Here is a 25,165-nt window from a genome sequence, read left to right on the forward strand (position 1 = left end):
GGCAGCCTGTTTCGGGCGCTGCCGGAATCGCGGCGCTGGCGGCCGCCCGCGATTGTCAGGGCCAGCCGCGACGGGGGCCGAACATGCCGGAGCCTGCCAAGAAATCGATCGCCAAAGGGGCGCGCTGCAACAATACAGCCTCGGTCCAGCACACGATCAACATGGTCAATGGCGGCAAGAACAACCTCAAGGTCGACGGCATCTTCGGTGACAACACCGAAAGCGCGGTCAAGACTTTCCAGCGCGCCTGTGGGCTTGGGGACGATGGCAAGGTCGGCAACGACACCGCGACCCGTCTGTTCGACGAACATTCGCTGACGCAGACCATGACCTTGATGATTCCCGAGAAGGCCTTCGAGCTTACCGGGAAGAGCCTGCCGCCGCCGCCGCTGCTCGACGCGGCGGGCGCCCTGCTATCGCGCGACAAGCTGGTCAAACTCTGGACCGATGCGCCGCGGCTCGAAAAGACAGGGCTCGAACTGCCCCAACTGGAGCTACGGCAGCCGGGACTGCGCACCGCGACGATGATCGCCCACGGCGTCAAGCAACTGGGGCCGTTCCATGTCCTGGACAAGCTGCCGACATTCGACCCTCGGCTGCCCCATACCCTGTATCTTTACGGCGAGTTCAAGGATTTCAAAGGCTTTTCCGTCAGCTATTCGGTCGACAAGGTCCTGCAACCGCAGCTACCCGGTTTCATACGACCTTATTTCAAGAGCGAGTTCGTGCCTAAAGCCAGCATCGAAGATCGCAATCTCTCGGTCGAGTTTCGTTCGTCCGCCGGCATCTCGACACCTGTGATCAATGTCGCCAACCGCTTGCAGTTGGGAGCCCAGGCCAATTTCTGGACGACGATCAAAGGAGCCATCGGCCTGGGCGGGGCTATCGGCCAGGCCTCCGCGGGGGCCAAGATCGAGACGAAGGCAATCGCCAACATCACGAAATCGGAAGTGCGGCTTGGCCCAGTCCGGCAGATTCAGATCGATGCCGTCGTAGGCTTCGATGCGGGCGTCTCGATCCAGGCCTCGGTCTGGTCGGACCGGGCCAGGATCAACATCCTTCCGCCGGGCTTCGATTTCTCCTCCACCGTGGGCCTGCGCGTCGGAATCGAGTTCCAAAAAAAATAGCGCCGGCAGCCTTTGGCAGAATCCCGGCCGCCGAGCGAGGGCGACGGAAAATTTCCCATCGACCGGCTCCGTGCTGTAGGCTCGCCCGATGGAGATCGTCATTCCCCTGATCATCGGCCTCAGCCTGATCTGGCTGATCGGCCGCGGCGTGCCCTGGAACGCGAAGCTCATGACCATCCTGGTCACGCTGGCGATCATCGTCCTGATCGTCATGATCGAGCGCGGCGGCTACTGGCCGGAATCCTGGCGCCGGAGCTGAGCCTCGGCGCTTACGCCGAGACCAGCTTGAGTCCGACGATCCCGGCCACGATCAGGCCGATGCAGGCGAGCCGCAGGGCGCCCGCCGGCTCGCCCAGCAGAGCGATGCCGAGGATCGCCGTGCCGATCGTGCCGATGCCGGTCCAGACCGCGTAAGCCGTGCCGACGGGCAGCGATTTCAGGGCAAGGCCGAGCAGGCCCAAGCTGACGACCATGCTGGCGCCGGTGAACACGGTCGGGACGAGCCGGGTGAAGCCTTGCGTGTATTTCAGGCCGATGGCCCAGCCGACCTCGAACAGGCCCGCGATGAACAGATAAAGCCAGGCCATGCCGGCGCTCCCCAGTGATGAGGCGCGACGATCCGCGCCGGAAACGGGACGTGCCAGGTCGTCCTCGGCCTTGAAGCTATGGTCAGGAGCGGAGCGATCAACCCGCGTCGCGCCTGCATCGGCGCAAACGCCCCGGGCGCGACCGCAAGTCTGGATCAGGCCGTGTCCGGCGCCGGCTGCAAGGCCTGTTCGAGGATGCGTCGGCACTCGCCGAGTTCCTTCAGCACCGCCGTGAGGACCGAGATGTCGTCAAGCCCTTCGGGAACGGGCTGCCGGTAAGGCGCCAGCCGTTCGGGCCCCGCCTCTGCAGCGGCGCCAGGCATGGCGCCCGGACCGCCCGGCGTGACCGCCGGCGCTGCGCTGCTCATCGCCCCGATCGGCGCGCCCCGGCCGATCGCCTGGACATGGCGCGGCCCCTGCTCCTTCAGGATGCGCTGCAGGCCCTTGATCGTGTAGCCTTCGCCATAGAGCAGGCGCCGGATGCCCTTGAGCAGGGCGACGTCGTCAGGCCGGTAATAACGGCGTCCGCCGCCGCGCTTCAGCGGCTTGATCTGGCTGAAGCGGGTTTCCCAGAAACGCAGGACGTGCTGGGGTATGTCGAGGTCTTCGGCGACCTCGCTGATAGTCCGGAAGGCATCTGGGCTCTTGGTGTCCAATTCGGCCTCTGTATCGCCGGCGTGGAACTCCAGGCTCACTCAGTCTCACCCTCACCCGTCTGCCCGTTGATGCGGGCCTTCATCACGTTCGAGGGCTTGAACACCATCACGCGACGCGGCTCGATCGGGACCTCAACGCCAGTTTTGGGATTACGCCCGATTCGTTCGCCTTTGTCTCGCACGACGAACGATCCGAACGAGGACAACTTCACATTCTCGCCGCGCGCGACCGCGTCGCAGATCTCGTCGAGCACCGCCTCGACAAGCTTCGACGACTCCGTCCGCGACAAGCCGATCTTCTGGTAGACAGCCTCGCACAGGTCCGCACGAGTGACCGTTTGCCCCGCCATTCATATCCTCCAAGGCGTATTGCGGGCGGCGGCCTGAAACCGCCAACCCTTCGCCATTATGGACGGCGGACGCTAGGCGCCCCCGTCGCGCGGGTCAATCCTCAAGCGCGGCGATTGTGCCGGCTTAGGCCAGAACCGACCCGAAATGACGATGATTCATGACAATTTTCGTGAATTATCTACCGCTGGGTCACCAGCGGATCAGGGCCGAGCCCCAGGTGAAGCCGCCGCCCATCGCCTCGATCAGGACGAGCTGTCCGCGCTTGATGCGGCCATCGGCATGGGCTTCGGCCAGAGCAAGCGGGATCGAGGCCGCAGAGGTGTTGCCGTGGCGGTCGACGGTGACGACGACATGGTCGTGGCTGATGCCGAGCTTGTCGGCCGTGGCGTCGATGATGCGCCGGTTGGCCTGGTGCGGCACGAACCAGTCGATATCGGCGCCGGACAAGCCCGTCTGCTCGAAGGTGTGGCGTACCGTCTCGGCGAGGTTGGTGACGGCGTGGCGGAAGACCTCCTTGCCTTCCATGCGCAGGAAGCCGACCGTCTTGGTCGAGCCCGCGCCGCCGTCGACATAGAGCTTGTCCTTGTGGCGGCCGTCCGAGCGGATATGGGTGGTGAGGACGCCGCGATCGGCAAGCGTCCCCTCGCCCGGCGCGGCTTTCAGCACGACGGCGCCAGCGCCGTCGCCGAACAGCACGCAGGTGGCGCGGTCCTCCCAGTCGAGGATGCGCGAGAAGGTCTCGGCGCCGATCACCAGGGCGGCGCGGGCACCGCCCGTGGTCAGGAACTTGTCGGCGGTCGCGAGCGCAAAGACGAAGCCCGAGCAGACCGCCTGCAGGTCGAAGGCCGCGCCGCCGGTGATGCCGAGTGCCGCCTGGATCTGCGTCGCCGTGGCGGGAAAGGTGTGATCCGGCGTCGCGGTCGCGACGATGATCAGGTCGATCTCGGACGGATCGATGCCGGCGTCGGCGATCGCCGCCTGCGCCGCCTTGAGGCCGACCACCGAGGTCGGCTCGTCATCGGCCGCGACATGGCGCTGGCGGATGCCGGTGCGCTGGACGATCCACTCGTCGCTGGTGTCGACGCGGGCGGCCAGCTCGGCATTCGTGACGATGCGCGCGGGCAGGTAGGAGCCGCAGCCGACGACTTGAGAGCGCAGGATGGACAAGAAGGTTGTTCCCTATTCCGCCTCGGCGGGCTGCGCGGCCATCAGCTCCGGACGCGTGCTCGCGGCGACCATTTCGCGGACCTTCGCCATCAGGTCCTCGCGTGCCATCTCATAGCCCAATTCGGCGGCGCTGGCGAAGCCGATCGCATCCGTGCCGCCGTGGCTCTTGATGACGATGCCTTCCAGCCCGAGAAAGACGCCGCCGTTCGACTTGCGCGGGTCGAGCTTGTCTTTCAGCGCCGCGAAGGCGCCACGGGCGAAGACATAGCCGATCTTCGCCATCAGCGAGCGGCTCATCGCGGCGCGCAGGTAATCGGCGATCTGACGGGCGGTGCCTTCGGCCGTCTTCAGAGCGATGTTGCCGGTAAAGCCCTCGGTGACCACGACATCGACCGTGCCCTTGCCGAGATCATCGCCCTCGACGAAGCCGTGATAGGCGAGATGCGGCAGGTTGCTTTCGCGCAGGATGCGGCCGGCTTCCTTGACCGCCTCGACGCCTTTGATCTCCTCGACGCCGACATTGAGCAGGCCGACGGTCGGCCGGTCGAGATCGAGCACGACGCGGGCCATGGCCGCGCCCATCACGGCGAGGTCGACGAGATGGCGCGCATCCGCACCGATGGTGGCGCCGACATCGAGCACGATGCTCTCGCCGCGGGCCGTCGGCCACAGGCAGGCGATCGCCGGCCGGTCGACCTGCGCCATCGACTTCAGGCAGAATTTCGACATCGCCATCAGCGCGCCGGTATTGCCGGCCGAAACCGTGACATCCGCCTCGCCCGTCTTGGTCGCGTCGATCGCGCGCCACATCGAGGATTTGTAGCGGCCATAGCGCAACGCCTGGCTCGGCTTGTCGTCCATCTTCACCGAGACCTCGGTGTGGTGGAATGTCGTGACCGCCTTGAGCTTCGGGTGCTGGTCGATCAGCGGAAGCACCTGCTTCTCGTCGCCGAAGATGACGAATCGGGCATCCGGACGGCGCTCGAGCATCAACGCGGCGCCGGGTATGACGATGGTCGGGCCGTGGTCCCCGCCCATCGCATCGAGCGCGATTGTAACCGGTCTTGTCATGGAATTCTGGCGTGTCCCGGAGATGGCCGACCTTCAATCCGGGGCGGCTCAGTGCCGGCCGGACAATAGCGGTTTGGGCCAGCGCCGCAAGCCGCGCAAGGGCCGCGAAGCGCTTCAGTCACCGCGTTTCAACTTTGCCAGCGCCGCGAAAGGCGATTCCACGGCGGCGTCGCCCGCGGACGAGTCGAAGCTGGCACCGGGCTTGCGCGGATAGGGATCAAGCGCCAGCGCGAGGAACTCCAGTGTGACCCCGCCGAGATCGATCACGCCGTCGATGATCGGCTCGGGCGGATCGTCCTCGTTCAGCAGCACTTCGATATCGATCTCGGTATCGTCCCGCTCGTTGCGCCGGGCGAAGGCCGCGCTCTCCTCCTCCGATGTGAAATCGAGCTTGACGGGTATGTCGAGCTGAACCGGGAACGGCTCGAGCGTCACGACGCAGGCCTGGTGGAGCCGGGCCGCGATGCGCCCTTCGAGCTTCACGCGCTCGCCATTGCGCGACAGGACATGGCGCGCCTCCAGGAATTCGATGGACACGAGGCCGAGCTGCGCCGCGATGGCCGGCAGCTGCGCGGCCTCCGCCCGCACCACGACCTCGGTGCCGCGGGTGCGGATCGCCTCGATCCGGATCGGATGGCTGAGCGGCAAGGCTGGGGCACGATCAGGCGTCATGAGCGACCTCCCGGGCCGAGAAGGCGGGAAAGAGATTGTCCCGGTTCATGATGCCGTCCAGATCGGCGGTGGCGAGCGCCTCCTGTACGGCACGAGCATAGGCGGCCAACGCAGGCGCCGCTTCCGGTGCGCAGGCGTTGCGCCCCAGCGCTTCGGCCAGAGCCTCCAGACCGGGAGCGGCCAGCGCGGCCTCATAGGCCTGCACCCGGCCGTAGAACATCTGGCCGATCTTCTTCATCTTCTTGGGCACGGCGACATCGCTGATGCCGCCATTGCGGAAACCGAGCTCGAGATAGGCGAAGCAGGCATCGATGAATTCCTGCGCCAGTTCGGCGGCCGGAGGCGGCAATTCACGCAGCCGGCGCAGCACCAGCAGGACATGCAGGGTCAGCGATTCGAAACGGCCTTCGAAGCTGTCGGGAATCCCCCCATCGATATAAAGCGCAGGCAGGCGCGAAGCTTCGGCGACCCGCCCGAACAGCGTGTCCACAGGAGAGCGCCGATTGGCACGCTTGCCGAACAACCCGAAAATCACCTGTTTACTCCCGCCCGCTGCTGCCGGGGCGCACTCGCCTTGCCAAAGCCATTCTCGGGCGTTACGCCAACCCTTACCCTTTTGACAAGCGGCTTGGGATCGTCCCGGGCCGTGCTCGCCTTTCGGATCGTGCCCGCATGACCCAGATCACCCGCCGCACGGCTCTGCTCGGAGCCCTCGCGACCACCTCCCTCATGCTTGCAGGCTGCGGCCCCGATGCAGGTGGCTTCGTGCTGCCGACCTCGGCGGGCATCAACGAGGTGTTCAACCGCGGCTTCGTGATGGACGATGCGCTGATCGCGCAGGTCAAGCCGGGCATGGACGTGCAAGCCGTGCTGACGACGCTCGGCACCCCGTCGACGACCTCGACGATCGGCAACCGGACCTTCTATTATATCAGCCAGACGATGCGCCGCCGGTTCCAGTTCCAGGATCCGCAGACCATCGACCAGCAGGTGCTGGTGATCTATTTCAACAAGAGCTTCAAGGTCGAGCGCATCGCGCATTACGGCCTGCAGGACGGCATCATCTTCGACTTCATCAGCCGCACCACCCCGACGGGCGGCGAGGAGCAGAGCTTCCTGCGCAACCTGTTCAAGGGTGTCACCAAGTTCAACCCGCTCGGCTCGTAAGCGGGCGCCTTCAGGTCACCGGACATCAAAAGCCCGCGGTGCGAACCGCGGGCTTTTTTGCGCCTTCGCAGCACTGAGGGTCGATCAGGCTGCCGGCGAGCGACTGCGCAGCGGCAACGTCATCGCCAACACGCCGGCGATGACGAGGACGAGCCCGGCCCAGGCGGTCGGCACCAGCGCCTCGCCGAGGAAGACCATGCCGATCAGCACGCCGGTGGGCACCCGCAGATAAGCGACCGATGTCGTCGCGACCGAGCCCAGCCGCGCGATCAGCCGGAAATAGATCACGAAGGCCAGAGCGGTCGAGACCAGCGACAGCGCGACCAGCGCCTGGATCGATTGCACCGAGGGCGACAGCGTCCAGGGTCGGTCCAGCACCAGGCTGAGCGGCAGCAGGACGAACGCGCCGCAGAGGAGCGAGCCCGCAGCCGGCATGATCGGATCGAGCCCCTTGAAGCTGCGTCCGAACAAGGCCGCCCCGCCATAGCAGATGCTGGCTGCGACCAGGGCGAGCTGGGCCCAGAGCTGCTCGCCGAAACCCGACATCGCCTGCCTGCCGACGATCAGGACGGTGCCGGCGAGACCGGCGGCGATTCCGGCCAGGCGCAGGCGCGGCAGGCGTTCCGCCGAAGCCGACAGGCAGGAGAGCAGGACGACGAAGATCGGGCTGGTCGAGCTCAGGATCGTCGCCAGCCCGGCATCGACGCTGCGCTCGGCCCAGGCGATCAGAGTGAAAGGCACGACGCTGTTGAGGCAGGCCTGGACGATGAACAGTCGCCACGTCGCGAGGTCGCGCGGCAAGCGCAGGCCGCGCCAGCGGACGACCATGAGCAGAACGAGGCCAGCGATCAGGGTCCGGGCGGCGATCAGCGTCAGCGGCGGGATCGTCTCCACGCCGAGCTTGATGAAGGTGTAGGAGCCGCCCCAGAGCACGGCCAGCACCAGCAGGAGTGCGAACTCCACAGCGCGGTTGGGGGCAGCGGCGGGGCGGTCGAGCGTTTGCGTGGACATGGGTCCTCCTGGGGTTGGCGGGACCATGCCAGCGGGGCGGCACCGGCGCATGCGGGAACGCTACGGACCCGGCCGTAGCTTCGGAGCTTGATTCAAGAGGTTGTCGAACCGATTCAAGTCAGGTCCGCAAGCTATTGCCTTCAAACATTTTCCGCTCTCCGGCGAGCCCAAAGAAAAACCCGCGGCTTTCGCCGCGGGTTCGCGATCGTCTCGATGCTGCCTGCGATCAGGAATGCGCCAGGATCGCCAGGAGCAGCAGGGCAATGATGTTGGTGATCTTGATCGCCGGGTTCACGGCGGGGCCCGCCGTGTCCTTGTAGGGGTCGCCGACGGTATCGCCGGTCACCGAGGCCTTGTGCGCCTCGGAGCCCTTGAGATGGCGCACGCCGTCCTTGTCGACGAAGCCGTCCTCGAAGCTCTTCTTGGCGTTGTCCCAGGCGCCGCCGCCCGAGGTCATCGAGATCGCGACGAAGATGCCGGTGACGATCACGCCCATCAGCATGGCGCCGACGGCTGCGAAGGCGTTGTTCTTGCCGGCGATCCAGTAGATCACGAAATAGGTCACGATCGGCGCCAGCACTGGCAGGAGCGAGGGCACCACCATTTCCTTGATCGCGGCGCGCGTCAGCATGTCGACGGCGCGGCCGTAATCGGGCCGGTCCGTGCCTTGCATGATGCCGGGCTTCTCCTTGAACTGCCGGCGCACTTCCTCGACGACGGAGCCCGCAGCGCGTCCGACCGCCGTCATGCCCATGCCGGCGAAGAGGAAGGGGATCAGGCCGCCGAGCAGCAGGCCGACGACGACATAAGGGTTCGACAGGGTGAAATCGACCGTGACGCCCCTAAAATACTGGAAGGTCGTCGATCCCGCCTTGTTGGCTTCCCCGATGAAGAAGTTCAGGTCCGAAGTATAGGCCGCGAAGAGCACCAATGCGCCGAGGCCGGCCGAGCCGATGGCATAGCCCTTGGTGATCGCCTTGGTGGTGTTGCCGACCGCGTCGAGCGCGTCGGTGGAGTGGCGGACTTCCTTGGGCAGGCCCGCCATCTCGGCGATGCCGCCGGCATTGTCCGTGACCGGGCCGAAGGCGTCGAGCGCCACGACGACACCGGCCAGCGCCAGCATGGCCGTCGTCGCGATGGCGATGCCGAACAGGCCGGCGAAGCTGTAGGACACGATGATGCCGGCGATGATGACGATGGTCGGCAGCGCCGTCGATTCCAGCGAGACCGCTAGGCCCTGGATGACGTTGGTGCCGTGGCCGGTCACCGAGGCCTGGGCGATCGAGACCACCGGGCGCTTGCCGGTGCCGGTGTAGTATTCGGTGATGACGACGATGAGCAGCGTCACCGCGAGGCCGACCAGCGCGCAGGCGAAGAGGCTGCCCGAGGTGAAGGTGACGTTCTGCGTCGTAGTGAAGGAGGCCGAGAAGCCGCCGAACATGGCGTAGTTCACCGCCGCGATCGCGCCGACCGACAGCACACCGGCGGCGATGAAGCCCTTGTAGAGAGCCCCCATGATCGACTGGTTGGCACCGAGCTTCACGAAGAAGGTGCCGATGATCGAGGTGACGATGCAGGCCGCGCCGATCGCCATCGGGTAGAGCATCATCGTGCCGAGCACCGGCTGGCCGGCGAAGAAGATCGCGGCGAGAACCATGGTCGCGACCAGCGTCACCGCATAGGTCTCGAACAGGTCGGCGGCCATGCCGGCGCAGTCGCCGACATTGTCGCCCACGTTGTCGGCGATGGTCGCGGGGTTGCGCGGATCGTCTTCGGGGATGCCGGCCTCGACCTTGCCGACGAGGTCGGCGCCGACGTCAGCACCCTTGGTGAAGATACCGCCGCCGAGACGGGCGAAAATCGAGATCAGCGACGCACCGAAGCCCAGCGCCACCAGTGAATCGATCACCGTGCGGCTGGAGGGCTCGAAGCCGAGATAGGAGGTCAGGACGCCGTAGTAGACCGCGACGCCAAGGAGCGCGAGGCCGGCGACGAGCATGCCGGTAACCGCGCCCGCCTTGAAGGCGACGTCGAGGCCCTCGCCCAGCGACTGCATCGCAGCCTGGGCGGTGCGGACATTGGCGCGTACCGAAACGTTCATGCCGATGAAGCCGGCGACGCCCGAGAGCACCGCGCCGATCAGGAAGCCGATCGCCACCCATTTGCCGAGCAGCCAGGCGAGTGCGATGAAGAGCACGACGCCGACCATGGAAATCGTGAGATACTGGCGCTTGAGATAGGCCTGCGCGCCTTCGGCGACCGCACCGGAAATCTCCTGCATGCGCTGGTTGCCGGCATCGCGCTTCATCACATCGCCATAGGCCCAGACGCCGTAGGCTATGGAAAGCGCACTCAATATGATGATGAGAAGCAGAGCTGACATTCGATTTCCTGACCCTAGAGCTTGCAGTCGGCGGGAGCGCTGTCGCTCCTCATTTTGCAGCGTTGGACGTCAGGCAGCGAAAAAACGGGCCCTCAAGACTCAGGGCCCGCTCCGCGTCGCCAGTGTCAGGCAAATTTGTGGCAAGTTTCCGCGAAGAGCGCAAACGCTCCGGCTTACAAATTTGGTCGAATGTCAGGCGAACCGGTAGATCGTCAGAGCGCGAGGTCGCGATTGACGTTCTTGTAGAGCAGATAGCAGGCGTCACCGTAGCCGGTCGGATAGAATTGCTGCGGGCAAAAGCCGCCCATCCAGATGAAATCCCGCTCCCAGATCTCGTGCCAGTCGGCGCCGAGCAGGTAGAGTCCCTGCCCTTCCAGCATGTAGAGGCCGTGCTCCATCACATGGGTCTCGACCGCCGGGAAGCAGACGCCCGGCTTGAACCACATCAGGTTCATCTCGAAATCGAAGCGCATGTCGCCATAGGGCAGCAGGAACTGGAAGCCGCGCCCTTCCATGCCGGTGTGATTCGCCATCGGCACGGCGTCCTGATGCGAGACGATCGGCTCCGGCACGGCGAGCCCCGGCGCCGGCTCGTAGCGCTTGCGCAGGGCGAGCACGCGGACGCCTTCCGTCGATTCGTTGCGCAGGGTGAACGCGGTCGCCGGCGGCAGATAGGCGAACCCGCCCGCCGTGAGCGCCTGCATCGCACCGCCTGCGACGGCGATCCGGACTTCGCCGGAGAGGACATAGAAGAAGTGCTGGATGCCGTCTTCGCTGAAGGCGGCCGGCGTACCGCCGCCAGGCGCGATCTCGAGGACGTATTGAGCGAAGGCCGCGCCCATGACCGGCCCGGTGAGGACGCGCACGATCGTGTCGCGATATTGCGGCAGGCGGCTGACCAGCACGCCCTCCGGCGGCATGAAGGCGTAGTTGGATTTGATGACACCGCGATTATGCCCGATGGCGCCGGGCGGAACCTGGCCGGTCGCGGGCGGGAAGGCGCGGTTGTTCATCAGTTTGCTCCGATCGAGGTTAGCGGGCCTGGCTCAGGCCGTGGCGGGCCGCTGGAAGCGCTGCCATGCCACCAGCAGGAGTGCAACCATCACGGGCGGGAAGACCAGCCAGTTCACCGCGTTCCAGCCGCCATGGCTGAGCAGGCCGCCCGACGAGAAGGAGGCGATGGCGACCGAACCGAAGACGAGGAAATCGTTGGCCGCCTGGACCTTCACCCGCTCCTCCGGCCGGTAGCAATCCGTCACCAGGGCGGTGGCGCCGATGAAGCCGAAGTTCCAGCCGACGCCGAGCAGGATCAGCGCCAGCCAGAAATGGCCGACGCTCAAGCCGGTGAGGCCGACGACGGCGGCGAGTGCCGTCAGGCCGAGGCCAACCGCCGTAACCGTCCCCTTGCCGAAGCGGGCGATCAGGCGGCCGGTGAAGAAGCTCGGCCCGAACATCGCCAGCACATGCCACTGGATGCCGAGCGTGGCGTCGCCGACCGAATGGCCGCAGGCGACCATCGCCATCGGCGCGGCCGTCATGACGAAGCTCATCAGCCCGTAGGCGACGAGCGAGGCCGTGACCGAGGCGATGAATTTCGGCTGGCGCATGATCTCGCCGAGCGGACGCCCCCCGCCGGAACGGACTGCGGCCATCGGCGGCGCACGCAGGCGCGAGACGATCAGGATCGCGACCAGCGCGAGCATGCCCTGGGCGATGAAGCTGGCGGCAAAGGGCGCGGTCGGCGTCAGGTCGCGCGTCCAGTAGACCGATTGCGGGCCGATGACGCCTGCGGCAAGGCCGCCGATCATGACCCAGGAAATCGCGCGGGGCCTGAAATGATCGGTCGCGGTATCGGCCGCCGCGAAGCGGTAGCTCTGGACGAAGGAGCCATAGAGCCCGCAAACGAAGGTGCCGAGGCAGAACAGCCAGAACAGGCGCAGCGAGACACCGCCGGCCGCAATGCTCGCACCCGCCGCGCCGACGAGCGCTCCGATCAGGTAGCCGCGGCGCCGGCCCAGCCGGCGCATGATCATCGCAGCCGGGATGACGCCCGCAGCGATGCCGAGTTGAAGCAGGCTGACCGGCACGGTCGCAAAAGCCTGGTCGGCCACGAGCTGCGCCCCGACAATACCGCCGAGCGAGACGATGATCGCCGGATTGGCGCCGCCGAGCGCCTGGGCACCAGCGAGGACCAGCGCATTGCGCTTTGCGAGCCCGTCGCCATCAAGAGCCGGAACATGCTGATTCATCACAACGCGCCTCGCGGTCGCCGTGATGCGCCGCCGTCAGAAATGAGAGAAGGAGCCCTGCGCGAAGCTGTGCGCCCCACCCTTCCCGCGATAAGTCACCACGCCGGCCTCGTCCGATATCCGCCCGATCGGCGTCAGCAGAAGCATTGATCCTTCCGCCGCTGCAATCAGAGCAGGATATTCCCTTTCCGAGGCCGTGCAGAGAATTTCGTAGTCGTCTCCGCCGGTCCAGGCCAGTTCCGCCAGTGCGGGAGCGGCCATGAGCGCGGCGCGGGCCGGGCCCGAGAGCGGGATCGCGTCGAGATCGATCTCGGCGCCTGCACTCGAGGCTTTCAACAGCTTGGCGAGATCGCCGACGAGTCCGTCTGAGATGTCCATCGCCGCCGAAGCATGGCGCTGCAAGGCGTCCGCCAGAGCATGGCGCGGCTGCGGATGCAGATAGCGATCGGCGAGGAAGGCGCGATCCTCGGCGCCGAGCGTAGCGACCCAGTCCGGCTTGTCGGGGCCATGGACCTTGAGGCCAAGCGCGCCGTCGCCGATGCTGCCGGAGACGAGCACGATGTCGCCTGGCTTCGCGCCGGAGCGTTTCACCATCCGCCCGGCCGGAACCGTGCCGAATGCGGTGATCGAGAGGGTAAGGGGCCCGCTGGTCGAAACGGTATCGCCGCCGATGAGCGGGCAGCCCGCCGCCTCCGCCATGCGGGCGAGGCCGCCCGCGAAATCGGCGAGCCAGCCTTCGGTCCAGCCGCGCGGCAAAGCGAGCGTCAGGACGAAGCCTTCGGGCTTGGCGCCCTTGGCGGCGAGATCGGAGAGATTGACGGCGAGCGCCTTCCAGCCGATCGCGTCCGGCGGATCGTCAGGAAAGAAGTGGACGCCGGCGACGAGAGCGTCGGCGGTGACCACGACCTCGTAGCCGCGGCCGGGCCGCAGCAGCCCGGCATCGTCGATGAGACCAAGCCCGCCCGGCCCGGCGATCGGCGCGAAATAGCGGGCGATCAGCTCGAATTCGCCGGGGCGGGACGGTTCGGTCATCAGGCGCTGGCTGGGTCGAACTCTTCGGCGCGGAAGTCGCGGGCCATGCGGTCGAGCACGGCATTGATCATGCCGATCTCGTCGCCCTCGTAGAAGGCGCGCGCAACCGCGACATATTCGGAAATCACGGCGCGGGCCGGCACATCCTTGCGGAAGGCGAGCTCATAGGCGCCGGCGCGCAGGATCGCGCGCACCACCGCCTCGACCCGCTTCAGCGGCCAGTCCTTGGCCAGCAATTCGTCGACCGTGCGGTCCACCAGGCGCTGCTCGCGGACGACGCCGCCGAGGATGTCGCGGAAGAAGGCGATCTCGGCTTGCGGCAGTTCGATCTCCTCGACCTCCTTGCCGATCCAGAAATGCTCGAACTCGGCCATCGCCTCGACGACGCCGCGGCCGCCGATTTCCATCTCGTAGAGCGCCTGCACGACCGAGAGCCGCGCCCCGCGCCGCTTCTCGGCGCGGCTCATTGGGACGGCTCCGCCAGGGAGCGCTTGTAGCGCAGCACGGCGAGCGCCGCTTCGGCGGCCCCGCCGCCCTTGTTCATGTCCGAGCGGTTGGCGCGAGCCCAGGCCTGCGCCTCGTTCTCGACGGTGAGGATGCCGTTGCCGAGCGGGAGCGCAAAAGCGACCGAGAGGTCCATCAGCGCACGCGAGCTTTCGCCGGCGACGATGTCGTAATGGCCGGTCTCGCCGCGGATGACGGTGCCGAGCGCGACGACCGCCTCATAGGGATCCACTGACTCGTCGGCCGCACGCAGGCCGATGACGATCGCCGAGGGGATTTCAAGCGCGCCGGGGACGGTGACGACGTCGACGCGGCAGCCTGCCTCTTCCAGCACGGCGGTCGCGCCGGCCAGCAGTTCATCGGCAAGCTTATCGTAGAAACGTGCCTCGACGACGAGGACGCGGGCGCCGTCGATCTCGACGGCAGGAGTTGCGGCCTTGTCGGCCGAGGTCTGCCGGGGTCCGGCCATTTCTTGTGTCCTTCTTGGAACGTGATCGGGCTCGTTACCCTTGCGGGCGCGCCTCCGCAAGCCGCGCGGCATACCGTGCCATCAGATCGACCTCGACATGAACGGAGTCACCCTCCTTGCGCTCCCCCCAGGTGGTGACCGCGAAGGAGTGCGGGATCAGCAGCACGGTGAAGACATCATCCTCCACCGTGTTGATGGTGAGCGAGGTGCCGTCGAGGCAGATCGAGCCCTTGGTCGCGATGAAACGCTCCAGCCCCTGCGGGGCGCGGATGTGGAAGCGTGCCGTCGCACCCCAGGGCTCGTCGGGATCGGGCTCGATCGCGTCGATCTTCAGGATGCGGCCGGGGCCGTCGACATGGCCGACGACAAGATGGCCGCCGAGTTCGTCGCCAACCTTGAGCGAGCGCTCGAGATTGATGCGCGTGCCCGGCTCCCAGGTGCCGACGACCGTCTTCGCCAGCGTCTCGGCTGCAGCCTCGACCTGGAAGATGCAGCCGGGCTCGCCATCCGTGCGGGCGCGCAATGCGGTGACGGTGAGGCAGACGCCGGCGCAGGCGATCGAAGCGCCGATCGCGATGCCTTCGGCCTCATAGGGGCAGGCGATGGCGAGGCGCTTGAGGCTCGGCCCCTTGCGCTGCGCCTCCACGACCTCGCCGATGGCGGTGACGATGCCGGTGAACATCAGCCTCTCCTCGTGAAATGCTCGAAACGGTCGTGACCGATCTGACCGGCCTCGACAAGGGCGTATAGATCGGGGTCGGCCAGCGCAGCGGCAAGCCCCGGACGCACGGCAAGGATGCCGGGCTGCCCCAGCGTTTTCGGAGAGGTCGAGACGATGACCTCATCCGCTAGACCCGCGAGTGCCAGCTTCTCGCCGATGCGCGGGCCGCCTTCCGAAAAGACGCGGTTGATCCCGCGTGTGCCGAGCAAGGTCAGCGCCTCGCCGAGATCGAGATGGCCGTCGGAGGCCATCGAGACCCGCATGACCTCGACGCCGGCGGCGACCAGCGCCTGTTCCGGCTCGATCGGCGCGGTCTCGGCCGCGATCACCCAGACGGGAATCTCATGGGCCGTGCGGACGAGCTTCGAGGTCAGCGGCAGGCGCAGATGGGTGTCGAGGATGACGCGGATCGGCGAACGGTCAGCCATGCCAGGCAGGCGCACCGTGAGCTGCGGATCGTCCGCCAGCACGGAGCCGATGCCGAGCATGATGACATCGTGATGCGCGCGCTGGAGATGGACCCAGCCGCCGGCAACCGGGCTCGACACGGCGAGCGGAACGCCCCCTGCTCCGCCGGCATAGCCATCGGCGGTGCGGGCGATCTTGAAGGTCACCATCGGCCGCCCCTGCGTGATGCGCGTGAGATAGCCGCGGTGCGCCTGCCGCGCCTCTTGCTCCAGCACGCCGACCGTGACCTCGATGCCAGCCGTGCGCAGCAACGCATGGCCGAGCCCGGCGATGAAGGGGTTGGGGTCGGACATCGCCGAGACGACGCGCTTCACGCCCGAGAGGATGGTGTGCTCGACGCAAGGGATGCCGCCGCGCACCGAGCGATGCGAGCAGGGTTCGAGCGTGACATAGAGCGTGCCGCCCATCGAGGCGGCGCCCGCCCGCGAGAAGGCATGCGCCTCGCCATGCGGGCGGCCGCCGGGCTGGGTATGGCCACGCGCGACCACCACGGGACCGTCCGGCGTATCGCGGGTAATGATGGCGCCGACTGACGGGTTCGTCGAAGTCGTGCCGAGACCCCGCGCGCCATAGGCGAGCGCCTGGCGCATGAAGGCGCGGTCGATCGCAGATTTCTGTTCTGGCGCATTTTCCCGATGCGGAGCGGTGCCCGCTTCGCGCGAAAATGCTCTGGGATCAGTCATCGGCGCGCGGCGGCGGGGCGGAGATGCCCTCCTCGTCGATGGTGCCGAGCTGGCCGAGCAGTTCCTCGAAATCCTTCGCCTCGCGGAAGTTCTTGTAGACCGAGGCGAAGCGGACATAGGCGACGTCGTCGAGGCCTTTCAGCCCCTCCATCACCAGTTCGCCGACGGTCGAGCTCTGGATCTCCGCCTCGCCCGAGCTTTCGAGCTGGCGCACGATGCCGTTGACCATGCGCTCGATCCGCTCCGGCGTGACCGGGCGCTTGCGCAGGGCATGCGCGATCGAGATCTCCAGCTTGTCGCGGTCGAAGGGCGTCCGCCGGCCCGAACGCTTCACGACGGTGAGCTCGCGCAACTGCACGCGCTCGAAGGTGGTGAAGCGGCCGCCGCAATCGGGGCAGACCCGGCGGCGGCGGATCGAGGCGTGATCGTCGGTGGGACGGGAGTCCTTCACCTGCGTGTCGAGGGAGCTGCAATAGGGACAGCGCATTCCGGTTCGCCAGCCTTTCTCAGAGCCCCTTCAACGAAGCCTCAATAGATCGGGAAGCGCGCGGTGAGCGCCTTGACCTTGGCGGTCACAGCCTGCTCGACAGCGGCATTGCCTTCCTCACCATTCTGGCTGAGGCCGTCCAGCACCTCGGCGATCAGTTCGCCGACCTGCTTGAACTCGGCGATGCCAAAGCCGCGCGAGGTCGCCGCCGGGGTGCCCAGGCGGATGCCGGAGGTCGTCATCGGCTTCTCGGGGTCGAAGGGGATGCCGTTCTTGTTGCAGGTGATGTGGGCGCGGCCGAGCGCGGCTTCCGCCGCCTTGCCGGTCAGTTTCTTCGAGCGCAGGTCGACCAGCATCAGGTGGTTGTCGGTGCCGCCGGTGACGAGGTCGAAGCCCTTCGACTTCAGCGTCTCGGCCAGCGCCTTGGCATTGGCGACGACGGCGTGGGCGTAAGTCTTGAACTCCGGCTGCAGTGCTTCGTGGAAGGAGACCGCCTTGGCCGCGATGACATGCATCAGCGGGCCGCCCTGGATACCCGGGAAGATCGCCGAGTTGAACTTCTTGGCCAGAGCCTCGTCATTGGTCAGGATCATGCCGCCGCGCGGGCCGCGCAGGGTCTTGTGCGTCGTGGTGGTGACGACATGGGCATGCGGGAACGGCGAGGGATGCGCGCCGCCGGCGACGAGCCCGGCGAAATGCGCGATGTCGACCATGAAATAGGCGCCGACCTTGTCGGCGATCTCGCGGAAGCGGGCGAAGTCCCAGTGACGGGCATAGGCCGAGCCGCCGGCGACGATGACCTTCGGCTTGTGCTCGACGGCAAGCCGCTCCATCGCGTCGTAGTCGATCATCTGGTCGACCACGCAGACGCCGTAGGAGACGACGTTGAACCACTTGCCGGACTGGTTGACCGGCGCGCCGTGGGTCAGGTGACCGCCGGCGGCGAGGTCGAGGCCCATGAAGGTGTCGCCCGGCTGCATCAGGGCCATGAAGACGCCCTGGTTGGCCTGAGAGCCGGAGTTCGGCTGAACGTTGGCGTAAGTGCAGCCGAAGAGCCGGGTGGCGCGCTCGATCGCGAGCTTCTCGGCGATGTCGACGAACTGGCAACCGCCGTAATAGCGGCGGCCCGGATAACCCTCGGCGTATTTATTGGTCATCACCGAGCCCTGCGCCTCGAGCACGGCGCGGGAGACGATGTTCTCGGAGGCGATCAATTCGATCTCGTCGCGCTGGCGACCGAGCTCCAGGTCGATCGCGCGGGCGATCTCGGGATCGGCGTCATGCAGCGAAGCGCCGAAGAAGGAGTTCGAGAGGTGCTTGTTCAGCGCGGCGTCGGTCATGTCCGGCTCCTGAAGTTCAACGGCCGGTGGGCGCCCGGCTTCGTCGCGGCTCCCCTATCATGCGGCGGAGGGCTGTCCAAGCGATAGATCGCGCGCGGGAAAAGCTGCATCGCCGCAGCGGTCAATTGCCCGGAGCGCGCCGCTTCGACAGCATTTTCTTCTCCTTCTCCGGCCGGGACGGCGTGTAGGCGAGCTGGCGGCGCGAAGCCGTGCGCAGCAGCGCCCGGAAGGTCGGGCATTCCAAGTGAGTCGGCGCACGGCAATCCGCGACATGGCGCAGAGCATCGCGCAGGGTCCTCAGCCCGACCATCTGCCGCTGGAGCTCGTCGGCCCGGGCCCGCAACTGCTCGCGCGGGATGTTCGGCGTCCCGTCCGCGCCGAACATCGCGGCGATCTCGTCCAGCGAGAAGCCTGCGGTCTTGCCCAGCCCGATCAGCGACAGTCTGAGCAGGACATCGGGGTCGAACTGCCGCCGCAGGCCGCGACGCGCCTCCGAGCGAATGAGGCCGACCTCCTCGTAATAGCGCAGGGTCGAGGCCGGCACGCCCGAGCGCTCCGCGACCTTTCCAATATCCAGCAACAGCATGCTTGACCTCAAGTCGACTTGAATTCGTAGGCTCTGCCGAACGCATGAGCTCGGCAAGAGGAAAAATCATGGAAAGCATTGTCACAACACGAGAAAGTCCGATCTGGGCGGACTCGCGCGCCATCGCCCTGCTGATGGCCGCATCGCTCACCACCATGGCGAACGCGACGATCAGCCCCGCGCTTCCGGGCATCGAGCGCCTGTTCGCCGACGACCCCAACGCCGCGCTGCTGACGCGGCTCCTGGTGCCCGCGCCCTCGCTCAGCGTCGCTCTGTTTGCTCCGCTCGCGGGTTTCGCTGCCGACCGGATCGGCCGGCGTGCGATGCTTCTCGTCGGCGTCGTGCTGTTCGTGATCGCGGGCAGCGCCGGGCTTGTCCTGCCCGACCTGCCGTCGATCTTCGCGAGCCGCCTCGTGCTCGGCGTCGCCGTCGCGCTGATCATGACGGCGCAGACCGCGCTGATCGGCGATTATTTCACCGGCGACGACCGCAACGCCCTGACCGGCCTGCAGATCTCGGCGCGGAATTTCGGCGGGCTGGTCTTCATTTCGCTGGCCGGCTGGGCGGCGACGCTGTCACCTCGCCTGCCCTTCGCGATCTACGGGCTGGCCGCAATCTTCCTGCCGCTGATGTGGCTGGCCATCGTCGAGCCGCCACGCGTCGCTGCCGCTACGGGCGCCATGCCCGCCAGCGACCATGACGGACACCCGTCCTGGCGCAGCCTGCTCGCTGGGCTCGTCCTGCTGCAGGGCGCGACGAACATGATCTTCTTCCTGATGCCGACGCAGATCTCGTTCTTCCTGGAGAGCCGGGGCTATGAGAGCGCGGTGATGACCGGGACGGTCCTCGGCCTGCTGATGATCTCCGGCGGCTGCACCGCCCTGCTCTACCGGCATGTCCGGCGGGCGAGCGGTGCGGCGGGCGTTTTCGCGATCGGCTACGCGGCGATGGCGCTGGGCTTCCTGCTCCTGTCGCGCACGGCATCGATGCCGGGTCTGTTTGCGGCGGCGCTCCTGATCGGGGCCGGCTACGCGCTGGTTTCGCCGAGCTTCGTCGCCATGGCGCTCGATCTCGCGCCCCGGCGCTCAAGGGGCATGGCGGGAGGCATCCTGACCGCGTCGATCTTCATCGGCCAGTTCTGCTCGCCTCTGGTCAGCACGTCCCTGATCGCCGCCCATGGGTATGGCGAACTGTTCCGCGGGACGGCCTGGCTTCTGACGATCATGGCGCTTGCAGCCCTGCTGGCGAGATTCGGGGCGATCGTCCGCTCGAAGCGTTGATCGTCCTCTCGCAAGATGAGGAGCGGTCGGCCGGCTCCCCTCCTGCCCGCATCGCAGGAGCCGGAACCGGACGTCGACGCAAAGACATCGGGCCGCCATCATGGTTAACGATTTATGGCTTGCAGCTTGCTGCGCATGACCTAGCGCAACACTGGATGCCTCTCGATGACACAGAACGCCCCAAAACAGAACGCGAGCCGTGTTCCAGCTTCGACTCTGCCGATCTCCAAGCAGATCAGGAAGGCATTTCTCGGCAGTGCGAGCGTCTTCGTCCTGTCGATGCCGCTGATCAGCCAGGATGCCGCAGCCGAAGGCTGGCAGGTGACCACGCAATACTACCCGGGCGGCTCGACCAGCGTCCATCGCTGGTTCGACGGCGACGGCGACGGCAGCATCACACGCCTCGGCAACCCCGCGCCGCGAAACAACTGTCCCGTCCCGGCCTTCGAGGTCATGAATCCAGGGCCTGGAGAAGCGCGCTGCGTCGGTTACGTCATGCCGTCGTGGCTGACGCGCTGAAGCTTGCGGCACCGGTCTCGGAAGCAACCGGCACAGCTCAATCGCAGTGCAATATCTCATTGAGCCGCCTCTGGCCTGTCCTGTCGTAGAGTGCGGCAGTCAAGATCCCCGCCTCGCCAGCATCCTTGGCGGTGAACCCGCTATTGAGCGGGCGATAATCACTTTGTTGCCAGCCTTGCATTTCCGGCGTGGCCCCTCAACCTCACGAAACGCTTGCCGTTGCTCCTCTCCTGCCCGAAAGTAGTCTCTGTATAGATTCAGGGAGGAAAGATATGCGCGCACTCATCACCATGATCACCTACGTCGCCGTCGGATATTCGACACTTTCGGCCGCCCAGACGGCCTGCGCCGGAACCAACGGAAGGGGCTGGGGCACCGGCAACGGGGCCGGCCAATTCGAGATGAGCATGGCGGACAAGACGTGCCGCATAAGCTTCCCGGGTGTGATCAACGAAACCGCCAAGACGAGAATCCCGGCAACCCAGGTCACCGTCACCAGAGCACCCGGCTCGGGCAAGGTCGCTGTGACAAGGAGCGGACTGACCTACACGCCCAACAAGGGTTTCCAGGGCAGCGACACGTTCTGCACCAGCAACACCACGCCGAAGGTACCGGGCGTCACCCTTTCGGGATGCATCACAGTCACCGTGCGCTAAGCCCCGCGAAGCCGCTCTCAAAGAAAAACCCGCCGGATCACCGGCGGGTTCGAAAAGCACAGCCGAAACCGGAGCGTCAGATGTCCTGATCGCCCTGCAGCGCCGCGACGGGTGCCGGCCCGAGGCCGTCCTTGTTGTAGATGTCGTCGCGGAACTGCACGCCGCCATCGGGCGTGGCCCAGGCGGTGATATAGACCCAGTAGCACGCCACCGGATCGGCGATGCGGGCGTTGACGCGCTGGCCGGACTGGATCGTCTCGTCAATCTTGGCGCGATCCCAGCCGGGCGTGTTCTTCAGGAGCCAGGCGACGTAGTCGCGCACGTTCTGGACACGCATGCAGCCCGAGGAGACGAAGCGATAGTCGTCGCCGAAGATGCCCTTCGACGGCGTGTCGTGCATGTAGACGCCGTGCGGGCTCGGAATGTTGATGCGCACGAAGCCGAGCGAGTTGAACTCGCCGCCCGGGTCCTGCCGGAAGGTGTAGCGCGTCGCCTCGTCCGAATTCCAGTTCACGCTGGCGGGCGAAATCTCACTGCCGCTGGACGAGATGATGCGGATCTTGTTCTCGGTGAGATAGCCCGGCTCCTTGCGCATCTTCGGGATCAGATCCTTGCGGATGATCGAGGCGGGAACCGTCCAGGTCGGATTGAAATTGACTTCGGGGATCCGGGTCTGGAGCAAGGGCGACTGGCGGTCGATCTTGCCGACGCCGGCCGCATGGCGCGTCGCGACATGGCCGTTCTCGACGGTCTCGACCATAGCAGCCGGGATATTCGCGACGACATAGCGGCCGCCGAGATTGCCGGACCAGCTACGCAGCCGGACGACATTGGTCTCGAGCTGGCGGATACGGCGGTCGATCGGCACGTTGAGGGCAGCGACGGTCGCACGATTGATCGCGCCCGTCGTCGACAGGCCGACGCGCGACTGGAAGCGGCGCACGCCCGCCTCGACATAGGAATCATAGATGTTGCTGTCGCCGGCCGCGGCATCGAGATCGCCGGTGATAATCAGGCGGCGACGCAGGGTCACGACACCCTGCCCCTTGGCGCCCACGCCCATGCGATCGGGCAACTGGACCTGCGGCCAGCCGCCGCGTGCGGCGAGGTCACGATAGGCCACGATCGCCTGCTCGGTCGCCTGCAGAGCCTCGGCCGACAGCATCGGCGTCGAGGATCGCGCCACGGCATTGCGCGCGCCGGCATCGTAGCTCTGGCGCCACTCTGCCTGCTGGGCGAGCGCCGGTGCAGCGGCGACCGTGGCGGCGCCCGAAAGCAGGGCCAGCACCGTTTCGCGGCGGGTCAGGCTCAATTGCGACATCTCTTCCCTCTTCAAGGCTTCACGCTTGCAACGCAGGCCACAAGAAAACGCCGCCTGATGGGGCGACGCTGGCGACGCAATGGTGCGACGGCGACCTCTCGGCGATCGACGGTGTCCTAGCACAGTTAACGAGGCGTCATGACAGCGGCGATTTTAGGGCATGGCCACGTTTTGCCGCATGCATGGCAGCCAAACCACAGTCGAGGCTCAGCGCCGACCGAAAACGCGCCGGCGCGACCGGGACGTCGTCCCAGCCGCGCTCAGGCAGGCGGATATGATGCGGTCAGGAAAACCGCTTATCTCAGAGCTTGTAGCGGATCTGGTCGGTCCAGAAGCGCTCCAGGCGCAGCAGGGCGTTGTTCATCCGCTCGAAATCGTCGGCCGCGATGCCGCCGATCTGTTCGACCGTGCGGACATGCTTGTCGTACACGCCCTTCACGATATCGTGCACGCTCGCGCCCTTCTCGGTCAGGCTGATGCGAACCGAGCGGCGGTCGATGCGCGACCGGGCGTGGTGGAGATAGCCGAGCTCGACCAGCTTCTTGACGTTGTAGGAGACGTTCGAGCCGAGATAGTAGCCGCGGGTCCGCAGCTCGCTGGCCGAGAGTTCGGCATCGCCGATATTGTAGAGCAGCAGCGCCTGCACGCTGTTGACGTCGTCACGGCCGCGGCGCTCGAACTCATCCTTGATGACGTCGAGCAGGCGGCGATGCAGACGCTCCACCAGCGTGAGGGACTCAAGATAAAGAGGCTTCACGTTGAGATCTGCATCACCAGTCTTGGCAACCTCAGAAGTCTTGACGCTCGCTTTCATGGTATATCCCGCCTGTTGTGTGTCGGCCAGGATTTGTCTCCCGGTCCGCTTCTGAAACACACCATAAGCTGGACCGGATGAAAACGAGTTTAAATATCAGGATGAATCAGGGATTTACCCCTTTGGGTGAATCGTAAGTGAAGCCAGAAACGCTTAAGCTAAAGCGATTCTTACCATGACTCGGCGCAATCGACCGGCCGCGCGTGGTGGCCGGGCCGTCGCGGCACCCGCTATTCCGCCTCGTTCTCGGCCGCCCAGGTCGCCAGGAAATAGACGGCGATCAGCCCGATATAGAGGCCGACGAGCCAGGCCGTCATCGGCACGAAGCGCGGGAAGAGGAAGCCGAGCAGCATCTGGCTGATCGCGGCCAGCAGCCAGAGCACGCCACCCCAGGTCGAGGTCAGCCAGAGGCCGACGGCGGCGACGAGGTCGATCACCGCGAAATAGACGATGATCGCCTGATAGCTCAGCAGGCGGTTCTCGAAGGGCGGTTGCGGGTTTCCGGGCAGGCCGAAGATCACGGCCCAGGCCGTCAGTCCCTTGGCGAGCCAGAAGGCCGAGAGCAGGCGCAGGAACCAGACGAGGACAAGCCGCCACCGATTCGCCTGCCTGCCTTCGGCCTCGCCCGTCCCGGTGCCGCGCAGGGCCTCGCCGTTCCCACCCAAACCCAAGCTCAGCCCTCCAGCTTCAGTTCACCGGTGCCGAGCGGCGCGAAATAGGCAGCGATAGCGGCCGGATCGACCGCATCGAGCGTCGATGGCTGCCAGCGTGGCGCCTGATCCTTGTCGATCACCACGGCGCGCACGCCCTCATAGAAATCATGGCCGCGGGCGATGCGCGAGACGATGCGGTATTCGGTGCGCATCGCTTCCGCGAAATCGAGGCCGCCGCCGCGGCGCATCTGCTCGAAGGCGATGGCAACGCTTGTCGGCGATTTGACCGCGATGGTCTGCAGCAGCTTGCCGGCAAAGCCACTTCCGCTTTCGGCAGCCTGGCGCAGGCGCTGGATCACCTCCGGCAAGGTCGCTGCCGTGAAGGCCTCAGCCATCATCGCCCGCTCGCCATGCAGGGGGCCGGGCCCGCGCTGCAAGGTGAAGCCGGCGAGAATATCGTCGATCGCGCCCGGCCGGGTCAGCGCATCCGCGAGTTCCGCCATCCGCTCGCTGGGCACACCATGGGTCGCCAGCCCGGACGAAATCGCATCGGCCGCGCCGACGCGCTCGCCGGTCAGGGCCAGGAAGCTGCCGAAGCCGCCGTCGAGACGCGGCAGGGCATAGGTCGCGCCGACATCCGGGAAGAAGCCGATACCAACCTCCGGCATGGCGAAGAGATAGCGGTCGCCAGCGATGCGGTGGCTGCCATGCAGGGAGATGCCGACGCCGCCGCCCATGACGATACCGTCGATCAGCGCGACATAGGGCTTGGGATAGGTCTTGATGCGGTGGTTGAGGATGTATTCCTCGCCCCAGAAGGCCAGCATCTCGTCATGCCGCCCGGCCTTGCCACAATCATGCAGCCAGCGGATATCGCCTCCGGCCGAGAAGGCCTTCTCGCTGGTGCTGATGACGACGACACGCGCGACCTGCGGATCGTGCTCCCAGGCGTCGAGCGCACGGGCGAGCTCGCGGACCATGCCGAGGCTCAGCGCATTCAGCGCCTTCGGCCGGTTGAGCACCACGACGCCGGCGGCGCCGCGAATCTCGCAGATGATCTCGCGATCCTGAATCATGGTCCGATCCCGCTTCGATGGGCTGCGGTTCTGGAAGGCGGGGCAAGGCTTGTCAACGCGACGGATCGGCGGGCGGCAGGCGGCCATGACCAGGGCGACGCCGGTAAACTTGCGA

General features: G+C 66.3%; 29 protein-coding genes. 6 read left to right on the forward strand and 23 right to left on the reverse strand.

Annotated elements, in window-relative coordinates; all coding sequences use genetic code 11:
• Positions 1–83 precede the first annotated feature (83 nt).
• The gene (locus tag ASE61_RS01650) at positions 84–1,127 is read left to right on the forward strand and encodes a peptidoglycan-binding domain-containing protein (protein ID WP_061964009.1); all 1,044 of its coding nucleotides are present in this window, start codon (positions 84–86) and stop codon (positions 1,125–1,127) included.
• Between the two features lie 88 nt (positions 1,128–1,215).
• On the forward strand, positions 1,216–1,386 hold the full coding sequence (locus tag ASE61_RS26250) for a hypothetical protein (RefSeq protein WP_156406951.1): 171 nt from the start codon (positions 1,216–1,218) through the stop codon (positions 1,384–1,386).
• Between the two features lie 10 nt (positions 1,387–1,396).
• Here the strand turns inward: ASE61_RS26250 and sugE are convergent, their stop codons facing one another.
• From sugE to ASE61_RS01685, 7 genes are all read right to left on the reverse strand, one after another.
• Positions 1,397–1,714, reverse strand: coding sequence for a quaternary ammonium compound efflux SMR transporter SugE (gene sugE / locus ASE61_RS01655; RefSeq protein WP_061964011.1), 318 nt, complete (start codon positions 1,712–1,714; stop codon positions 1,397–1,399).
• Positions 1,715–1,869: 155 nt separating this feature from the next.
• Positions 1,870–2,409, reverse strand: coding sequence for a MerR family transcriptional regulator (locus tag ASE61_RS01660; RefSeq protein ID WP_082617018.1), 540 nt, complete (start codon positions 2,407–2,409; stop codon positions 1,870–1,872).
• Positions 2,406–2,720: an integration host factor subunit alpha gene (locus tag ASE61_RS01665; RefSeq protein ID WP_047573001.1), complete on the reverse strand. Its 315-nt coding sequence runs from the start codon at positions 2,718–2,720 to the stop codon at positions 2,406–2,408. The genes ASE61_RS01660 and ASE61_RS01665 overlap by 4 nt, the downstream gene beginning before the upstream one ends.
• A gap of 190 nt (positions 2,721–2,910) precedes the next feature.
• A complete protein-coding gene (locus tag ASE61_RS01670; protein WP_061964013.1) occupies positions 2,911–3,888 on the reverse strand; it encodes a beta-ketoacyl-ACP synthase III in 978 nt (325 codons plus the stop codon).
• Between the two features lie 12 nt (positions 3,889–3,900).
• Entirely contained in the window at positions 3,901–4,959 is a 1,059-nt protein-coding gene (plsX, locus tag ASE61_RS01675; protein WP_061964015.1) for a phosphate acyltransferase PlsX, read from the reverse strand.
• A gap of 114 nt (positions 4,960–5,073) precedes the next feature.
• On the reverse strand, positions 5,074–5,631 hold the full coding sequence (locus ASE61_RS01680; protein WP_082617019.1) for a YceD family protein: 558 nt from the start codon (positions 5,629–5,631) through the stop codon (positions 5,074–5,076).
• Positions 5,621–6,166, reverse strand: a complete 546-nt coding sequence (locus ASE61_RS01685) for a ubiquinol-cytochrome C chaperone family protein (protein WP_061964019.1) — start codon at positions 6,164–6,166, stop codon at positions 5,621–5,623. The genes ASE61_RS01680 and ASE61_RS01685 overlap by 11 nt, the downstream gene beginning before the upstream one ends.
• 137 nt (positions 6,167–6,303) lie before the next feature.
• Here ASE61_RS01685 and ASE61_RS01690 point away from each other — a divergent pair, with 137 nt between their 5' ends.
• Entirely contained in the window at positions 6,304–6,798 is a 495-nt protein-coding gene (locus tag ASE61_RS01690; protein ID WP_082617020.1) for an outer membrane protein assembly factor BamE, read from the forward strand.
• Positions 6,799–6,882: 84 nt separating this feature from the next.
• Here the strand turns inward: ASE61_RS01690 and ASE61_RS01695 are convergent, their stop codons facing one another.
• The 12 genes from ASE61_RS01695 to ASE61_RS01750 form a co-directional block, all read right to left on the reverse strand.
• Positions 6,883–7,809 carry a DMT family transporter gene (locus ASE61_RS01695; RefSeq protein ID WP_061964021.1) on the reverse strand — a complete coding sequence of 309 codons (927 nt, stop codon included), beginning with the start codon at positions 7,807–7,809 and terminating at the stop codon, positions 6,883–6,885.
• Positions 7,810–8,035: 226 nt separating this feature from the next.
• A complete protein-coding gene (locus tag ASE61_RS01700) occupies positions 8,036–10,192 on the reverse strand; it encodes a sodium-translocating pyrophosphatase (RefSeq protein ID WP_061964023.1) in 2,157 nt (718 codons plus the stop codon).
• 212 nt (positions 10,193–10,404) lie between these two features.
• Positions 10,405–11,205, reverse strand: a complete 801-nt coding sequence (gene allE, locus ASE61_RS01705) for a (S)-ureidoglycine aminohydrolase (RefSeq protein WP_061964025.1) — start codon at positions 11,203–11,205, stop codon at positions 10,405–10,407.
• Positions 11,206–11,238: 33 nt separating this feature from the next.
• Positions 11,239–12,441, reverse strand: coding sequence for an MFS transporter (locus ASE61_RS01710; protein WP_061964027.1), 1,203 nt, complete (start codon positions 12,439–12,441; stop codon positions 11,239–11,241).
• A gap of 36 nt (positions 12,442–12,477) precedes the next feature.
• Positions 12,478–13,473, reverse strand: a complete 996-nt coding sequence (gene thiL, locus ASE61_RS01715) for a thiamine-phosphate kinase (RefSeq protein ID WP_061964029.1) — start codon at positions 13,471–13,473, stop codon at positions 12,478–12,480.
• Positions 13,473–13,940 carry a transcription antitermination factor NusB gene (nusB, locus tag ASE61_RS01720; RefSeq protein WP_061964031.1) on the reverse strand — a complete coding sequence of 156 codons (468 nt, stop codon included), beginning with the start codon at positions 13,938–13,940 and terminating at the stop codon, positions 13,473–13,475. The genes thiL and nusB overlap by 1 nt, the downstream gene beginning before the upstream one ends.
• Complete coding sequence (gene ribH / locus ASE61_RS01725; RefSeq protein ID WP_061964033.1) at positions 13,937–14,446, reverse strand: 6,7-dimethyl-8-ribityllumazine synthase; 510 nt, start codon at positions 14,444–14,446, stop codon at positions 13,937–13,939. Before ribH ends, nusB begins: the two co-directional genes overlap by 4 nt.
• A gap of 34 nt (positions 14,447–14,480) precedes the next feature.
• Positions 14,481–15,128 (reverse strand): riboflavin synthase, encoded by a 648-nt coding sequence (locus tag ASE61_RS01730; RefSeq protein WP_061964035.1) that lies wholly within the window; start codon positions 15,126–15,128, stop codon positions 14,481–14,483.
• The gene (gene ribD, locus ASE61_RS01735; RefSeq protein ID WP_162260051.1) at positions 15,128–16,225 is read right to left on the reverse strand and encodes a bifunctional diaminohydroxyphosphoribosylaminopyrimidine deaminase/5-amino-6-(5-phosphoribosylamino)uracil reductase RibD; all 1,098 of its coding nucleotides are present in this window, start codon (positions 16,223–16,225) and stop codon (positions 15,128–15,130) included. Before ribD ends, ASE61_RS01730 begins: the two co-directional genes overlap by 1 nt.
• A gap of 85 nt (positions 16,226–16,310) precedes the next feature.
• Complete coding sequence (gene nrdR / locus ASE61_RS01740; protein WP_061964039.1) at positions 16,311–16,805, reverse strand: transcriptional regulator NrdR; 495 nt, start codon at positions 16,803–16,805, stop codon at positions 16,311–16,313.
• A gap of 41 nt (positions 16,806–16,846) precedes the next feature.
• A complete protein-coding gene (glyA, locus tag ASE61_RS01745) occupies positions 16,847–18,145 on the reverse strand; it encodes a serine hydroxymethyltransferase (protein WP_061964041.1) in 1,299 nt (432 codons plus the stop codon).
• A 121-nt stretch (positions 18,146–18,266) separates the two neighbouring features.
• A complete protein-coding gene (locus ASE61_RS01750) occupies positions 18,267–18,731 on the reverse strand; it encodes a helix-turn-helix domain-containing protein (protein ID WP_061964043.1) in 465 nt (154 codons plus the stop codon).
• A gap of 68 nt (positions 18,732–18,799) precedes the next feature.
• Between ASE61_RS01750 and ASE61_RS01755 the strand changes: the two genes are divergently transcribed.
• From ASE61_RS01755 to ASE61_RS01765, 3 genes are all read left to right on the forward strand, one after another.
• Positions 18,800–20,011 (forward strand): MFS transporter, encoded by a 1,212-nt coding sequence (locus ASE61_RS01755; protein ID WP_061964045.1) that lies wholly within the window; start codon positions 18,800–18,802, stop codon positions 20,009–20,011.
• 165 nt (positions 20,012–20,176) lie between these two features.
• Positions 20,177–20,530: a hypothetical protein gene (locus ASE61_RS01760; RefSeq protein ID WP_061964047.1), complete on the forward strand. Its 354-nt coding sequence runs from the start codon at positions 20,177–20,179 to the stop codon at positions 20,528–20,530.
• A gap of 272 nt (positions 20,531–20,802) precedes the next feature.
• Entirely contained in the window at positions 20,803–21,186 is a 384-nt protein-coding gene (locus tag ASE61_RS01765; protein WP_061964049.1) for an Ig-like domain-containing protein, read from the forward strand.
• A gap of 76 nt (positions 21,187–21,262) precedes the next feature.
• Here the strand turns inward: ASE61_RS01765 and ASE61_RS01770 are convergent, their stop codons facing one another.
• The 4 genes from ASE61_RS01770 to ASE61_RS01785 all read right to left on the reverse strand — a co-directional run bounded on the left by ASE61_RS01770 (position 21,263) and on the right by ASE61_RS01785 (position 25,050).
• Complete coding sequence (locus tag ASE61_RS01770) at positions 21,263–22,507, reverse strand: L,D-transpeptidase family protein (protein ID WP_061964051.1); 1,245 nt, start codon at positions 22,505–22,507, stop codon at positions 21,263–21,265.
• 301 nt (positions 22,508–22,808) lie between these two features.
• Positions 22,809–23,321 (reverse strand): transcriptional regulator LdtR, encoded by a 513-nt coding sequence (gene ldtR / locus ASE61_RS01775; RefSeq protein WP_061964053.1) that lies wholly within the window; start codon positions 23,319–23,321, stop codon positions 22,809–22,811.
• Positions 23,322–23,551: 230 nt separating this feature from the next.
• Entirely contained in the window at positions 23,552–23,992 is a 441-nt protein-coding gene (locus ASE61_RS01780) for a DUF6163 family protein (RefSeq protein WP_061964055.1), read from the reverse strand.
• Between the two features lie 2 nt (positions 23,993–23,994).
• Positions 23,995–25,050, reverse strand: a complete 1,056-nt coding sequence (locus tag ASE61_RS01785) for an enoyl-CoA hydratase/isomerase family protein (protein ID WP_061964057.1) — start codon at positions 25,048–25,050, stop codon at positions 23,995–23,997.
• Between the last annotated feature and the right edge of the window lie 115 nt (positions 25,051–25,165).

This window comes from Allobosea sp. Root670 (assembly GCF_001429415.1).
Lineage (GTDB): Bacteria > Pseudomonadota > Alphaproteobacteria > Rhizobiales > Beijerinckiaceae > Allobosea > Allobosea robiniae.

Coding starts and splice junctions, on each gene's coding strand:
- ASE61_RS01650 (WP_061964009.1), top strand. CDS start 84: ATGCCGGAGCCTGCCAAGAAATCGATCGCCAAAGGGGCGCGCTGCAAC.
- ASE61_RS26250 (WP_156406951.1), top strand. CDS start 1,216: ATGGAGATCGTCATTCCCCTGATCATCGGCCTCAGCCTGATCTGGCTG.
- sugE (WP_061964011.1), bottom strand. CDS start 1,714: ATGGCCTGGCTTTATCTGTTCATCGCGGGCCTGTTCGAGGTCGGCTGG.
- ASE61_RS01665 (WP_047573001.1), bottom strand. CDS start 2,720: ATGGCGGGGCAAACGGTCACTCGTGCGGACCTGTGCGAGGCTGTCTAC.
- plsX (WP_061964015.1), bottom strand. CDS start 4,959: ATGACAAGACCGGTTACAATCGCGCTCGATGCGATGGGCGGGGACCAC.
- ASE61_RS01680 (WP_082617019.1), bottom strand. CDS start 5,631: ATGACGCCTGATCGTGCCCCAGCCTTGCCGCTCAGCCATCCGATCCGG.
- ASE61_RS01690 (WP_082617020.1), top strand. CDS start 6,304: ATGACCCAGATCACCCGCCGCACGGCTCTGCTCGGAGCCCTCGCGACC.
- ASE61_RS01695 (WP_061964021.1), bottom strand. CDS start 7,809: ATGTCCACGCAAACGCTCGACCGCCCCGCCGCTGCCCCCAACCGCGCT.
- ASE61_RS01700 (WP_061964023.1), bottom strand. CDS start 10,192: ATGTCAGCTCTGCTTCTCATCATCATATTGAGTGCGCTTTCCATAGCC.
- allE (WP_061964025.1), bottom strand. CDS start 11,205: ATGAACAACCGCGCCTTCCCGCCCGCGACCGGCCAGGTTCCGCCCGGC.
- ASE61_RS01710 (WP_061964027.1), bottom strand. CDS start 12,441: ATGAATCAGCATGTTCCGGCTCTTGATGGCGACGGGCTCGCAAAGCGC.
- thiL (WP_061964029.1), bottom strand. CDS start 13,473: ATGACCGAACCGTCCCGCCCCGGCGAATTCGAGCTGATCGCCCGCTAT.
- nusB (WP_061964031.1), bottom strand. CDS start 13,940: ATGAGCCGCGCCGAGAAGCGGCGCGGGGCGCGGCTCTCGGTCGTGCAG.
- ribH (WP_061964033.1), bottom strand. CDS start 14,446: ATGGCCGGACCCCGGCAGACCTCGGCCGACAAGGCCGCAACTCCTGCC.
- ASE61_RS01730 (WP_061964035.1), bottom strand. CDS start 15,128: ATGTTCACCGGCATCGTCACCGCCATCGGCGAGGTCGTGGAGGCGCAG.
- ribD (WP_162260051.1), bottom strand. CDS start 16,225: ATGCGCCAGGCGCTCGCCTATGGCGCGCGGGGTCTCGGCACGACTTCG.
- nrdR (WP_061964039.1), bottom strand. CDS start 16,805: ATGCGCTGTCCCTATTGCAGCTCCCTCGACACGCAGGTGAAGGACTCC.
- glyA (WP_061964041.1), bottom strand. CDS start 18,145: ATGACCGACGCCGCGCTGAACAAGCACCTCTCGAACTCCTTCTTCGGC.
- ASE61_RS01750 (WP_061964043.1), bottom strand. CDS start 18,731: ATGCTGTTGCTGGATATTGGAAAGGTCGCGGAGCGCTCGGGCGTGCCG.
- ASE61_RS01755 (WP_061964045.1), top strand. CDS start 18,800: ATGGAAAGCATTGTCACAACACGAGAAAGTCCGATCTGGGCGGACTCG.
- ASE61_RS01760 (WP_061964047.1), top strand. CDS start 20,177: ATGACACAGAACGCCCCAAAACAGAACGCGAGCCGTGTTCCAGCTTCG.
- ASE61_RS01765 (WP_061964049.1), top strand. CDS start 20,803: ATGCGCGCACTCATCACCATGATCACCTACGTCGCCGTCGGATATTCG.
- ASE61_RS01770 (WP_061964051.1), bottom strand. CDS start 22,507: ATGTCGCAATTGAGCCTGACCCGCCGCGAAACGGTGCTGGCCCTGCTT.
- ldtR (WP_061964053.1), bottom strand. CDS start 23,321: ATGAAAGCGAGCGTCAAGACTTCTGAGGTTGCCAAGACTGGTGATGCA.
- ASE61_RS01785 (WP_061964057.1), bottom strand. CDS start 25,050: ATGATTCAGGATCGCGAGATCATCTGCGAGATTCGCGGCGCCGCCGGC.